At 69.4% G+C, this 13,678-nt stretch carries 9 protein-coding genes; 6 read left to right on the top strand and 3 right to left on the bottom strand.

The features are described 5' to 3' along the window. Positions 1-124 precede the first annotated feature (124 nt). Positions 125-919 (top strand): hydroxypyruvate isomerase family protein, encoded by a 795-nt coding sequence (locus tag ACIBX3_RS30220; protein ID WP_397122819.1) that lies wholly within the window; start codon positions 125-127, stop codon positions 917-919. Further along, a complete protein-coding gene (locus ACIBX3_RS30215) occupies positions 910-1,794 on the top strand; it encodes a 2-hydroxy-3-oxopropionate reductase (protein WP_397123144.1) in 885 nt (294 codons plus the stop codon). Before ACIBX3_RS30220 ends, ACIBX3_RS30215 begins: the two co-directional genes overlap by 10 nt. Positions 1,795-1,834: 40 nt before the next feature. Here ACIBX3_RS30215 and ACIBX3_RS30210 read toward each other — a convergent pair whose 3' ends face one another. Next, positions 1,835-2,473: a TetR/AcrR family transcriptional regulator gene (locus tag ACIBX3_RS30210; protein WP_397122817.1), complete on the bottom strand. Its 639-nt coding sequence runs from the start codon at positions 2,471-2,473 to the stop codon at positions 1,835-1,837. Positions 2,474-2,778: 305 nt separating this feature from the next. Here ACIBX3_RS30210 and ACIBX3_RS30205 point away from each other — a divergent pair, with 305 nt between their 5' ends. Then, positions 2,779-4,692 carry an N-acetylmuramoyl-L-alanine amidase gene (locus ACIBX3_RS30205; RefSeq protein ID WP_397122815.1) on the top strand — a complete coding sequence of 638 codons (1,914 nt, stop codon included), beginning with the start codon at positions 2,779-2,781 and terminating at the stop codon, positions 4,690-4,692. Here ACIBX3_RS30205 and ACIBX3_RS30200 read toward each other — a convergent pair. Both ACIBX3_RS30200 and glgP read right to left on the bottom strand, forming a co-directional pair. Beyond that, the gene (locus tag ACIBX3_RS30200; protein WP_397122813.1) at positions 4,655-5,551 is read right to left on the bottom strand and encodes a MurR/RpiR family transcriptional regulator; all 897 of its coding nucleotides are present in this window, start codon (positions 5,549-5,551) and stop codon (positions 4,655-4,657) included. The two genes, ACIBX3_RS30205 and ACIBX3_RS30200, sit on opposite strands and share 38 nt — an antisense overlap. 86 nt (positions 5,552-5,637) lie before the next feature. After that, positions 5,638-8,220 (bottom strand): alpha-glucan family phosphorylase, encoded by a 2,583-nt coding sequence (gene glgP, locus ACIBX3_RS30195; protein WP_397122811.1) that lies wholly within the window; start codon positions 8,218-8,220, stop codon positions 5,638-5,640. Positions 8,221-8,463: 243 nt separating this feature from the next. On the opposite strand from glgP, the gene ACIBX3_RS30190 reads away from it, so the two are divergent. The 3 genes from ACIBX3_RS30190 (at position 8,464) to ACIBX3_RS30180 (ending at position 13,658) form a co-directional block, all read left to right on the top strand. Further along, complete coding sequence (locus tag ACIBX3_RS30190) at positions 8,464-10,551, top strand: alpha-1,4-glucan--maltose-1-phosphate maltosyltransferase (protein WP_397122809.1); 2,088 nt, start codon at positions 8,464-8,466, stop codon at positions 10,549-10,551. A 71-nt stretch (positions 10,552-10,622) separates the two neighbouring features. Further along, the gene (gene treS / locus ACIBX3_RS30185; protein ID WP_397122807.1) at positions 10,623-12,323 is read left to right on the top strand and encodes a maltose alpha-D-glucosyltransferase; all 1,701 of its coding nucleotides are present in this window, start codon (positions 10,623-10,625) and stop codon (positions 12,321-12,323) included. Positions 12,324-12,326: 3 nt separating this feature from the next. Beyond that, positions 12,327-13,658 (top strand): aminoglycoside phosphotransferase, encoded by a 1,332-nt coding sequence (locus ACIBX3_RS30180; RefSeq protein WP_397122805.1) that lies wholly within the window; start codon positions 12,327-12,329, stop codon positions 13,656-13,658. The last annotated feature ends 20 nt before the right edge of the window (positions 13,659-13,678 follow it).

Here is a 13,678-nt window from a genome sequence, read left to right as displayed (position 1 = left end):
CATAGTGCCCTGTCCCGTCCTTCGGCAGGACGGCCTCGATAGGATGTTTGGCGATCTGGGAGGAGCCCTCACGGCTCTCCCAGCCGCTGCGCCGGGAGCGGCCGGAGTCGGGGGGAATCCGCGCGTGATCAGGTGGACCGTCAACTGCTCGATCCTCTACACGGACCTGCCCCTGCTGGAACGCCCGGCCGCGGCGGCGGCCGACGGGTTCGCGGCGGTGGAGTTCTGGTGGCCGTGGCCGGTCGCGATCCCCGCCGACCGGGACGTGGACGCGTTCGTACGCGCCGTCGAGTCCGCCGGGGTCCGGCTGACCGGGCTCAATTTCTTCGCCGGCGACATGCCGGGCGGCGACCGCGGTCTGGTGTCGTGGCCGGGGCGCTCGCGTGAGCTGCTGGACAACATCCCCGTGGTGGCGGCCATCGGGCAGCGGCTCGGCTGCCGGGCGTTCAACGCCCTGTACGGCAACCGCGTCGACGGCGTCGAGGCGACGGAGCAGGACGAGCTGGCCCTGGAGATGCTGGCCGCCTGCGCGCGCGGCGTCGACGGCACCGTGCTGCTGGAGCCGGTCAGCGGCGCGCCACGTTACCCGCTGCTGACCGCCGCCGACGCCGTGGCCGTGCTCGACCGGCTCGGCGACGTGCCGAACGTGGGGCTGCTGGCCGACCTCTACCACCTGGCGACCAACGGCGACGACGTACCCGCGGCCATCGACCGGCACGCCGCGCGCGTCGCCCACGTGCAGATCGCCGACGCCCCGGGCAGGGGTGCGCCCGGGACGGGCGAGCTGCCGATCCGGCCGTGGATCGACCGGCTGTACGCCGCCGGATATGACGGATATATCGGGCTTGAATACCGCTCCGAGGGCCCCGGCGCCTTCGACTGGCTACCACGCGAGGAACGCGCGGGAGGATCACTGTGACCACGATCGCCTTCATCGGCCTCGGCATCATGGGCAGCCCCATGGCCGTGCACCTGGTCAAGGCCGGGCACAGCGTGGCCGGCTTCAACCGTTCGCCCGAGAAGACCAAGGCCCTGGCCGAGGCCGGCGGCCGGGTGGCCGCCTCGATCGCCGACGCCGTGACCGGCGCCGAGGTCGTGGCCCTCATGGTCCCCGACTCTCCCGACGTGCGGCACGTGCTGTCCGGCGACGGCGGCGTCTTCGCCCACGCCGGCCCCGGCACGCTGATCATCGACTTCTCCACGATCCGCCCCGACGTCACCCGCGAACTGGCGGAGGAGGCCGGCCGCCGCGGCCTGCGCTACCTCGACGCGCCTGTATCCGGTGGTGAGGCCGGCGCCCGCAACGCCGCCCTGTCGATCATGGTGGGCGGCGACGGCGACGCCTTCGAGGCCGCCAAGCCGATCTTCGACGTGGTGGGCAAGACGGTCGTGCACGTGGGACCGAGCGGCGCGGGCCAGACGGTCAAGGCCGCCAACCAGCTCGTCGTGGCGGCCAACCTGGAGGCGCTCGCCGAGGCTGTGGTGTTCCTGCGGGCGTACGGCGTGGACCTGGAGGCGGCGCTGGAGGTGCTGGGCGGCGGGCTGGCCGGCTCCGCCGTGCTGACGCAGAAGCGCGCGAACATGCTCGGCCGCTCCTTCGAGCCCGGCTTCCGCATCGCCCTGCACCACAAGGACATGGGCATCGTGACGTCCGCGGCCCGCGAGGCCGGCGTCGTGCTGCCTATGGGGGCGCTGGTGGCCCAGCTCGTGGCGGCGGCGAACGCGAACGGCGACGGCGGCCTCGACCACTCGGCCCTGCTCCGAGGCGTCGAACGCCTCTCGGGCACCTCGTAGGCGGGCTCGCCCTTCAGGAGAGGTGTCCGGCAGGAGACCCTCAGCGGGAGATGCGACGGCGCAGCTCCTCGGTGGTCATCGGCCCGCGGGGCGGTGAAGGGGCAGGGTGGGCGCGCATGCCCGACAGCGCCAGGTGCACCGCGCGTTCGCGCAGGTCGTCCGCCAGATCCTCAGGCAGCGTGGGCAGGCCCCTGACCATCAGGCCCACGACGCCCATGACGTCGCCGGTTCCCACGTCGTCGCGCAGCGCGCCTTCGTGGTGGGCGGCGTCCACGATGCGTTCGAGCGCGTCGAGAAGCCGGGCGCGCTCGTCGCCGGGCTCCGGCGCGCCGGCCACGCTTCCGAGGCGGGTGCCGGGGACCGCGACGAGCAGGTCGAGCCGCCGCTCGGCACACTCGTGCACGAAGCGGCTGAGCGCGTCGAACGCCCAGGTCTCCTCCTTCCACGCCGACTCCGCCAGGCCGGTCATCCGCTCCAGCTCGTCCGCCAGTACGGCCTTGACCAGGTCGTCGCGGTCGGGGAAGTGCCGGTGCAGGATGTCCATGCTCAACCCGGAGAGCCGCGCGACCTCGTCCATGCTCGCTTCCGGCCCCTGCTCGGCGAGGACGGTCCTGGCCGTGTTGACGATCAGCTCGTGATTGCGCCGGGCGTCCGCCCTGAGATGGCTCGTCGCGCTCATAGTCACTGGCCTCCACTTTGACGTCACCTGTTCATCGATCGCATACCCCATGACAGGGCTGTCCTATCGACGCAGCGAAACTGTCGGTGGCGTGGCGTTCGATCGCCGGCGTGGAGACGCAGGCACGCCAAGGGATCATCCGAAGCCCGATCTGATCTCGCGCCCGGCCCTCCTTCGGGAGGAAGGTCCGGCGGGCGGCCTGCGCCAAAGTCAAGGGCTGAAAAATATCTTCGCAAAGATCTCGCCTGCGAAGGAAAATGTTGAGACGCTGAACTGCACTACGCCCCCAGCCCGAGGAGTGGTTCATGCGCAGACTGCTGGCGATCAGCGTCGTCGCTTTAGTGCCCTTGACGAACGTAGCAGCCGCCCAGGCACAGGAGCCCGCCGACCGGCAGCAGGCCTTCGCCGCGGCTGCCGAGGAGTTCCAGGTGCCCGAGAGCGTGCTTCTCGGCGTCTCCTACCTCGAGTCCCGATGGGACGCCCACGCCGGCCAGCCCTCCAGCGACGCCGGGTTCGGGCCCATGCACCTGACCGACGCGGCCGCGTACACCGGGTCCAACCATCACGACGAGGGCGAGGAGGACGCCCGCGGCGACGACTCACGGCCCCTGCCCCCCGCCGATCACGAGCCGGAGCCCGCCGACATCCCCGCGTCGCTGCGCACCATGGAGCGGGCCGCCGAGCTGACCGGTGAGAGCCGCGAGCGGCTCCGCGCGGACGACGCCGCCAACATCCGGGGTGGCGCGGCGCTGCTGGCGGACTACCAGAAGTCGCTCGGCGCGCCGCTGAGCGACGACCCGGCGCAGTGGTACGGCGCCGTCGCGAAGTACTCCGGCGCCCAGGAGGCCGGGGCCGCCAAGTTCTTCGCCGACGAGGTGTTCTCAGTGATCAAGGAGGGCGCCGAGCGGACGACCGACGACGGGGAGCGGGTCCGGCTGCCGGCCGTACCGAACCTCCAGAAGATCGTGGAATGGCTGGAGAAGCTCGGCCTGCGCCCGCCACGTCCCGACGGCGTGGAATGCCCGGCCTCGATCTCCTGCGAGTGGATCCCGGCGGCGTACCAGGAGCTGCCCCCGGACGACTACGGCCACTATGACCTGGCGAACCGGCCGTTCAGCCAGAAGGTCGACTACATCATCATTCATGACATGGAGGGATATTTCCTGCCCTCCATCCGCCTCAACCAGGACCCGAAGTACCCCGCGAGCTGGCACTACTCCATCCGCTCGACCGACGGCCACATCGCCCAGCACATCAAGACCAAGGACGTCGGCTGGCAGGCCGGCAACTGGTACGTCAACGCCAAGTCCATCGGCCTCGAGCACGAGGGCTTCCTGGCCGAGGGCGGCACCTGGTACACCGAGGCGATGTACCGCTCGTCCGCCCGCCTGGTCCGTTACCTGGCGCTCAGGCACGGCGTGCCGCTGGACCGCGCCCACATCCTGGGCCACGACAACGTCCCCGGCACCCTGCCGACCACGGTCAGGAACATGCACGAGGACCCGGGGCCGTTCTGGGACTGGGCGCACTACTTCCAGCTGATGGGCGCGCCGCTGCACGCGTTCGGCGGGCCGCGCTCCGGCTCGGTCATGATCAAGCCCGACTTCGCCACGAACAAGCCCTACTTCTACGGCTGCGACCGCAAGAACCCGTCGGCCGCCTGCCCGCCGCTGCCCGCCGGCACGGTCTGGCTGCGCACCGAGCCGCGCCCGGACGCGCCGCTGGTCAAGGACATCGGCAAGCACCCCACCGGCGAGTCCCTCTACAGCGTGTACGACCACAGCGCCCGCGCCAGCACCGGCCAGCGCTACGCGGTGGCCGGCCGCCAGGGCGACTGGACGGCCATCTGGTACCTCGGCCAGAAGGCCTGGTTCCACAACCCGGCGAGCGCGCCGACCGCCGTCCCGTCCATGGGCCTGGTCGTCACCCCGAAGCCGGGCAAAGCCACCGTGCCGGTCTACGGCAGGGCGTACCCGGAGCAGGAGGCGTACCCGGAGGGCATCCCCTACCAGGCGGTGACCCCGCTGCAGTACACGTTCTCGGCAGGCGAGAAGTACACCCTCGCGGGGCCGGCGGCCACCGAGTACTACCGGGCGGTCACCTTCAACCTGGCGGACCACAAGGTCGTGCGTGGCAAGACCAAGTACCTGGAGATCCAGTTCGGCCACCGCGTGATGTTCGTCAAGACTGACGACGTGCAGGTGACGTTCTCCGGGTGAACTCCTTGACGGCGCGCCTGGTGCTCGCGAGCGCCTCCTGAGAGGAGTCGTACGTGCGCTGGGCGACGCCGACGAACACGCAGTCGACGACGAGGAGCTGGCTGATCCGGCTGGCCAGGGCGCCGGGACGGAACTCCGTCTCGCGCCCGGCCGAGATCAGCACGTGCTCGGCCAGCTCCGCGATCGACGAGCGCGGGTTGTTGGTGATCGCGACCGTGGTCGCGCCCGCCTCCTTCGCCCGCGACAGCGGCTCGATCACGTCGGGGGTCTCCCCCGAGGTGCTGATGCCGATCGCCACGTCGCCTTCCCTGAGCAGGACCGCGCTGGTCAGGGCGAGGTGCGCGTCCTGGAAGGCGTGGCTGGACAGGCCGATGCGCAGCAGCTTCTGCGCGACGTCCTCGGCCACGAGCCCGGAGGCGCCGACCCCGTACGCGTCGATACGCCGGGCCGCGACGATGGCGTCCACGACCAGGCCGAGCCGCTCGGAGGTCAGCTGGGCCACGGTGTCGTTGATCGCCTCGGACTCGGCCCGCGCCACCTTCTGGATGACCTCCGACAGCGGGTCGTCGGGCGCCAGGTCACCGGGCACGAGCCGGTCCGGCTGCGCGGCGGCCGCCGCAAGGGCCAGGCGCAGCTGCGGGTAGCCGGCGAAGCCGAGCAACCGCGCGGTGCGCACGATCGTGGCCTCGCTGGTGCCCGAGGCGGCGGAGAGCTCCGTGATGGTGCTCCTGGCCACCGTCGCCGGGTCCTCCAGGATGAGCCGGGCCACGGTCTGGGCGGCAGGCGTCAAGGACGGCAGCACACCCCGAACCGTGGCCACCAGAGTGTCGGCCCGCAGGCCGTTGCCGCTGTCGTCCACGTGACGATTATGCCGCCCCAATTGATCCGCAGCGCAGGGGGGACGTCAATCGAAGCCCGCGAGCATGGCTCGCCGATCAAACGCGGCTAGCGCAACGTGCCGTTCGTCATCCCCGCCGGTTCCTCCGGCACCGCGATCAACCCCAATTCGGCGGTGGTCGCGACAAGCGGGTGGTAAGGAACAACACGCACGGTGTACCCGAAGGCGCCCGTGCGGTCCAGCGGGACCATGCCCGTGAAGTGCGCGCGCCCGTCATCGTCCACCGACCCCACGGTCAACTTCGTGTACGACGGATGCCGCAGCTCGTCGTGCGGCCCGACCTTGCCATACGCCGCCTCCACCAGCACGTCGCCCGGCTCCAAGTCCCCGAGCGCGATCGTGGCGCGTAGCTCGATGGAGGCCCCGACCTCGGGCGTGTCCCCCACGCCGGACGCCTCGACGTGCTCCACCCGGACCCCGGGCCACGCCCTGGCGACCCGGACCCGCCAGGCGGCGAACCCCTTCGCGGGCGTGTACGAGTCCGCCGACAGCGCGCGGGCGGCCTTCGCGGCCGGGGTGTAGAGGTCCACGACGTAGTCCCGCAGCATCCGCCCGGCCAGCACCTTCGGCCCGAGCGAGGCCAGGGTGTGCTTGACCATCTCCATCCACCGCCGCGGCAGCCCGTCGGCGGGCCGGTCGTAGAACCGGTCGGACACCTCGTGCTCGATCAGGTCGTAGAGCGCGGCGGCCTCCAGCTCGTCACGCCGGTCGGGGTCGGTCACCCCATCGGCGGTGGGGATGGCCCAGCCGTTGGTGCCGTCGTACCACTCGTCCCACCAGCCGTCGCGGATCGACAGGTTGAGCCCGCCGTTGAGCGCGGACTTCATGCCTGACGTGCCGGACGCCTCCAGCGGGCGCAGCGGGTTGTTCAGCCAGACGTCGCAGCCCTGGGTCATGAGCTGACCGAGGGCCATGTCGTAGTCGGGCAGGAACACGATCCGGTGCCGGACGTGCTGCTGGTCGGCGAACTTGACGATCTGCTGGATGAGCTTCTTGCCGCCCTCGTCGGCGGGGTGCGCCTTGCCGGCGATCACGATCTGGACCGGCTTGTCCGGGTCGAGCAGCAGCTCGGTGAGCCGGTCGGGGTCGCGCAGCATGAGCGTGAGCCGCTTGTACGACGGCACGCGCCGGGCGAAGCCGATCGTCAGCACCTCGGGATCGAGCGCGTCGTCGATCCACCCCAGCTCGGCGTCGGAGGCGCCGCGCTCGCGCCAGGACCGGCGCAGGCGCACCCGGGCGCCCTCGACCAGGCGGCGGCGCAGCGTGCCCCTGATCTTCCAGATGTCGGCGTCGGAGATCTTCTGGATGCCCTCCCAGCCGCGGGCCCGCTCCAGCAGCGAGGGCAGCTCGCGCCCGGCCAGCTCCATGAGTTCCCGGCCGACCCAGGTGGGGGCGTGCACGCCGTTGGTGATGGACCCGATCGGCACCTCGTCCAGATCGAATCCCGGCCAAAGATCCTTGAACATGTCCCGGCTGACGTGGCCGTGCAACCGGGACACGCCGTTGACGCGCTGGGCCAGGCGCATGCCCATGGCGGCCATGTTGAACCGGCCGGGCTCGGTCTCGGCGCCCAGCGCCAGGATGCGTTCGACGGGCACGGTCGGCCAGGCGGCCGAGCCGCTGAAGTGGCGCTCGATCATGTCCCTGGGGAACCTGTCGATCCCGGCGGGCACGGGCGTGTGCGTGGTGAACACCGTGCCCGCGCGTACGGCCTCCAGCGCCTCGTCGAAGGAGAGCCGGGCCTCGGTCAGCTCGCGGATGCGCTCCAGGCCGAGGAAGCCGGCGTGGCCCTCGTTGGTGTGGAAGACCTCGGGCTCGGAGTGCCCGGTGACGCGGCAGAACGCCCGGATCGCGCGTACGCCGCCCACGCCCAGCAGGAGCTCCTGCATGAGCCGGTGGTCGGTGCCGCCGCCGTACAGGCGGTCGGTGATGTCACGGGCGGCGGTGTCGTTGTCGGCCACGTCGGAGTCGAGCAGCAGCAGCGGCACCCGGCCGACCTGCGCCACCCACACCTGCGCGTGCAGCACGCGCTCGTCCGGCAGGGCGAGCCGGATCTTGACGGCCTCGCCGTCGGCCTCCTTGAGCAGGCTCAGCGGCAGGCCGCCGGCGTCCAGGGAGGGGTAGTGCTCCAGCTGCCAGCCCTCGGGCGACAGCGACTGCGTGAAGTAGCCGTGCCGGTAGAGCAGGCCGACCGCGAGGATCGGCACGCCCAGGTCGCTGGCGGCCTTGAGGTGGTCGCCGGCCAGGATGCCGAGCCCGCCGGAGTATTGAGGCAGCGCGGCGGCGATGCCGAACTCGGGCGAGAAGTACGCGATGGCGCGCGCCCCGTCGGGGAGCGTCTGGTACCAGCGCGGCGAGGTCATGTATTCGCGCAGGTCGTCGGCGGCGTCGGCGAGGCGGCGCAGGAATCGGCGGTCGCCGGCCAGCTCGGTCAGCCGGGCCGGTGTGACGGCGCCGAGCAGGGCCACGGGATCGTGTCCGACCTGCTCCCACAGCTCCGCGTCGACCTCGGCGAAGAGGTCCATCGTCTCCGGGTGCCACGACCAACGGAGGTTGTGCACGAGCTCGCCGAGGGCGGCCAGCTCCGCGGGCAGAACAGTGCGGACGGTAAACCGGCGGATAGCTCTCACGTTGTGCACCCTACGGGCTAGGAGGGACCTCTCAGTCCTTCACCCCCAGGAACGGCCTTCAAACCCCTTCCGGGAACAAGCATGAAGAGGGAGCATTGGGGCAACTTTCCCTATTGTTGGGCTCTCCCGCAGACACTCTCGGGAGGTCTATCCACTGCTGTCCACAATTCACGTGCAAGGATCGATCCTGCAAGGAAAGCCTCCGGCGGCACCGGGTGCGCCGCCGCAAACCCTTGAAATGCGATGATCGGACGAATTCCCATCACGGACATCTCCCCCCTCGTCGACTGCGGGCAGTGGCCCGCCAAGGCCGTCGCCGGCGAGACCTTCCAGGTCTCGGCGACCGTCTTCAGAGAGGGCCACGACGCCGTGGCCGCGGGCGTGGTGCTGACCTCGCCCGACGGGCAGCGTGGTCGCCTGAGACCGATGCGCGAGCTCGCGCCTGGCACCGACCGCTGGAGCGTGGACGTCTGCCTGCCCGCCGAGGGCGACTGGCTGTTCCGTGTGGAGGCGTGGAGTGATCCGATCCACACGTGGCTGCACGACGCCGAGATCAAGATCCCGCGCGGCATGGACGTCGATCTCATGTGCGAAGAGGGCGCCCGGCTCTTCGAGCGTGCAGCCAAGGCCGTTCGCCCGGCGGACTGTCCCAACGGCACCGCGAAGAACGGGAAGAACGGCAAGAACGGGCAGCGAGGGCCGAACGGCGACGGCGAGAACGCCTGCGGGCATCGGGCCGCCCTGCTGTCGATCTCCGCCACGCTGCGTGACGAGGATCTGGACCCGAGGGCCCGGCTGTCGATCGCGCAACTGCCGGAGACCGTCGCGCTGCTGGAGGCGCACCCGTTCCGGGAGCTGGTGACCAGGTCGAAGTCTTACAAGATCAGGGTGGATCGGCGCAGGGCGCTCTACGGCTCGTGGTATGAGTTCTTCCCCCGCTCGGAGGGGGCGATCATCAACGAGATCGGCGTCTCCAAGTCCGGCACCTTCCAGACGGCCGCGAAACGGCTCCCGGCCATCGCCAAGATGGGCTTCGACGTCGTCTACCTGCCGCCCATCCACCCCATCGGCACGACGTTCCGCAAGGGCCGCAACAACACGCTGAGCCCGGAGCCGGATGATCCGGGGTCGCCGTGGGCGATCGGGTCGGAGGACGGCGGCCACGACGCGGTGCACCCCGACCTGGGCACGATCGCGGACTTCGACGAGTTCGTGGTGCGCACGCGTGAGCTGGGCATGGAGGTGGCACTGGACCTCGCGCTGCAGTGCTCGCCCGACCACCCGTGGGTCAAGGAGCATCCGGAGTGGTTCACGATCAGGGCCGACGGCTCGATCGCGTACGCCGAGAACCCGCCGAAGAAATATCAGGACATTTACCCGATCAACTTCGACAAGGATCCCGAGGGCATCTACGCCGAGGTCCGGCGGGTGGTGCGGCACTGGATGAAACACGGGGTCCGGATCTTCCGGGTGGACAACCCGCACACCAAGCCGGTGGCCTTCTGGGAGCGGCTGCTGGCCGACATCCACAAGACCGACCCCGATGTGATCTTCCTGTCGGAGGCGTTCACCCGGCCGGCGATGTTGCGGATGCTGGCCAAGACCGGCTTCCACCAGTCGTACACGTACTACACCTGGAAGAACTCCAAGAACGACGTGGAGACGTACCTCGCGGAGCTCGCCCACGAGACCTCCGCCTACCTGCGGCCGAACCTGTTCGTGAACACGCCGGACATCCTGCACGAGTTCCTGCAGCACAGCGGGGCCCCGGGGTTCAAGATCAGGGCGGTGCTGGCCGCGCTCGCGTCGCCGACGTGGGGCGTTTATTCCGGGTACGAACTCGGAGAAAACGTGCCGGTGCGGCCAGGAAGTGAGGAATATCTCGATAGCGAGAAATATCAGTACAAGCCCCGCGACTGGATTGCCGCCGAACGCGAAGGGCGAAGCCTGGCGCCCTTCATCACCCACCTGAATTTGTTCCGAAGAGCGCATCCAGCGCTGCAGGAATTGCGTAATCTACGGTTCCACAGGGTCGACCAACCGGACATCGTCTGCTTCTCGAAGCGGCTTCCGGGCGCCTATGACACGGCCACACGTCGGCACGGGTTGGGCGACGTCGTTCTGGCGGTCATCAACCTGGATCCGCACCACACCCACGAGGCAACTGTTGAACTTGACCTGCCCGCGCTCGGTCTCGACTGGAACGCCGAGTTCGTCGTCGACGACGAACTGTCCGGCGAGTCGTACCGGTGGAGGCAGAGCAACTATGTACGCCTCGACCCCCACATCCAGCCTGCCCACATTCTCACCGTACGAGCCGCACCACGGTAGAACTGAATTCAGCGGGGAGTCTTCAACGTGTGTGAAAGCGCCTCCCTCACGAGCACCCGGCGAGGGCGCTCATGAGCTCCACACCCATTCCCAACACCTTCGACGAGGAAAAGCCGCGCGATCCCTACTGGTACAAACATGCCGTCTTCTACGAAGTCCTGATCAGGGGCTTCGCCGACTCCAACGGCGACGGCACCGGGGACATCCGTGGTCTCATCAGCAAGCTCGACTACCTGCAGTGGCTCGGCGTCGACTGCCTCTGGCTGCTGCCGTTGTACGAGTCCCCGCTGCGGGACGGCGGCTACGACATCGCCGACTTCATGAAGATCCTCCCCGAGTTCGGGGATCTGGGTGACTTCGTGAAACTGGTCGACGAGGCACACAAACGCGGCATGCGTGTCATCGCCGACCTGGTCATGAACCACACCAGCGACGCACACCCGTGGTTCCAGGCTTCCCGGCACGATCCCGAAGGGCCCTTCGGCGACTTCTACGTGTGGTCCGACACCGACGAGAAGTACCAGGACGCCCGGATCATCTTCATCGACACCGAGACGTCGAACTGGACCTACGACCCGGTACGCGGCCAGTACTACTGGCACCGGTTCTTCCACCACCAGCCGGACCTCAACTACGAGAACCCGGATGTGCAGGACGCGATGCTGGAGGTCCTGCGGTTCTGGCTCGACCTGGGCATCGACGGGTTCCGGCTGGACGCGGTGCCGTACCTCTTCGAGGAGGAGGGCACCAACTGCGAGAACCTGCCGCGCACCCATGAATACCTCAAGCGCATCCGCAGCGAGGTGGACCGGATCTTCCCCGACCGGGTGCTGCTCGCCGAGGCCAACCAGTGGCCGTCGGACGTGGTGGAGTACTTCGGCGACCCGGTGGGCGGCGGGGACGAGTGCCACATGGCCTTCCACTTCCCGCTGATGCCGCGCATCTTCATGGCCGTACGCCGGGAGTCCCGCTACCCCATTTCCGAGATCATGGCCCAGACGCCGAAGATCCCGGAGCACTGCCAGTGGGGGATCTTCCTCCGCAACCACGACGAGCTGACGCTCGAGATGGTCACGGACGAGGAACGCGACTACATGTACACCGAGTACGCCAAGGACCCCCGCATGCGCGCCAACGTCGGCATCCGCCGCCGCCTGGCGCCCCTGCTGGAGAACGACCGCAACCAGATCGAGTTGTTCACCGCGCTGCTCCTGTCGCTGCCCGGCTCCCCCGTGCTCTACTACGGCGACGAGATCGGCATGGGCGACAACATCTGGCTCGGCGACCGCGACGGCGTGCGCACGCCCATGCAGTGGGATCCCGACCGCAACGCCGGCTTCTCCGACTGCGACCCCGGGCGGCTCTACCTACCGGTGATCATGGACCCGATCTACGGCTACCAGGCCATCAACGTCGAGGCCCAGCAGAAGAACGCCGGCTCGCTGCTGCACTGGACCAGGCGCATGATCGAGATCCGCAAGCGGCACCCCGTGTTCGGGCTGGGCGAGTACGCCGAGCTCAACTCCTCCAACCCCAGCGTGCTCGCCTTCGTCAGGGAACTGGGCGACGATCGGATGCTCTGCGTGAACAACCTGTCACGCTTCCCGCAGCCGGTCGAGCTTGACCTGCGCAGGTTCGTCGGCGTCTCCCCCGTGGAAACCATGGGAGGCGTGCCATTTCCGGCAATTGGCGAACTTCCGTATCTTTTGACGCTTCCTGGGCATGGGTTCTATTGGTTCACACTCCCGCCGGTAGTTCCCCAGGAGGAGTAGGACGTGCTTGCTGAGCTCCTTGCCGCATGGATCGGCCGCCAGCGTTGGTTCGGCGGCAAGGGGCGCCCGATCGACGAGCTGTCGATCGACTCCGACGTCGAACTGACACCCGGGCTGAGACACCTGATCGTCGCGGTCTGGCAGGACGGTTCGCGCGACCGGTACCAGATCCTGCTGGGCGAGCGTTCGCATCAGCTCCCCGACCGGCTGACCCACGCCCTGATCGCCACGATCGACGACACCTACCTCTACGACGCCGTCCACGACCCCGAGCGCGCCGCCTGGCTCCTCGACGGCATGGCCCACGACGAGACCCGCAGCGGCCTGCGCATGCGCCACGTCTCCGGCGCCGAGATCGACACCTCCCAGCGCAGCCTGGTGCTCGGGGCCGAGCAGTCCAACACCTCACTCGTGTACGGCGACGCCTACATCTGCAAGCTCTTCCGCCGCCTCATCCCCGGGGTCAACCCCGAGCTGGAGATCATCACCGCCCTGGCCGCCAGGAACGCCCCGCACATCGCGCAACCGTACGGGTGGATCGAGGCCGACCTCGACGGGACCGACACCACGCTGGCGATCATGCAGGAGTACCTGTCCACCGCCAACGACGGCTGGGACCTGGCGCTGACCAGCGTGCGCGACCTGTACGCCAGCCCGCCCGAGATCACGGCCGCCGAGGCGGGCGGCGACTTCGCGGGCGAGTCCCAGCGGCTGGGCATCGCCACCGCCCAGGTGCACCGGGAGCTGGCCGCGGCGTTCCCCATCGAGATCGTCGAACCCCACGAGATCAAGCGCATGGCCGAGACCTTCAGACGGCGGCTGGGACGGGCCGTGTCCGAGGTGCCCGAGCTGCGCGAGCACGCGAGGGTGATCGATGACGTCTACCACCAGATGGAGCTGCTCACCGGCGAGGTGCCCGTGCAACGGGTTCACGGCGACTACCACCTGGGGCAGGTCATGCGCACGCCGACCGACTGGGTGGTGCTGGACTTCGAGGGCGAGCCGGGGCAGCCGCTGGCCGAGCGCAGGGCGCTGTCGTCGCCGCTGCGGGACGTGGCGGGGATGCTGCGTTCGTTCGACTACGCGGCCAGGCACCTGCTGGCCGGCCGTCCGGAGGCCGGGGAACTGGAGCCCAGGGCCCAGGAGTGGGCGGACCACAACCGGGCCGCCTTCCTCGACGGGTATGTGGAAGGCGGCGGTGTGATCAACCAGGCGGACGCGGCGCTGCTGCGGGCGTTCGAGCTGTCGAAGGCGGTGTACGAGGTGGTCTACGAGGCCAGGAACCGGCCCACGTGGGTGTCCATCCCGCTGGCCGCCTTCCGCCCTCGGTCTTAGCGGCCTTCGCGGACGGCCCT

This window comes from Nonomuraea sp. NPDC049480 (assembly GCF_044465905.1).
GTDB lineage: Bacteria > Actinomycetota > Actinomycetes > Streptosporangiales > Streptosporangiaceae > Nonomuraea.
The sequence above is the reverse complement of the archived record's forward strand: the minus strand, read 5'-3'. Positions and strand labels throughout refer to the sequence as shown.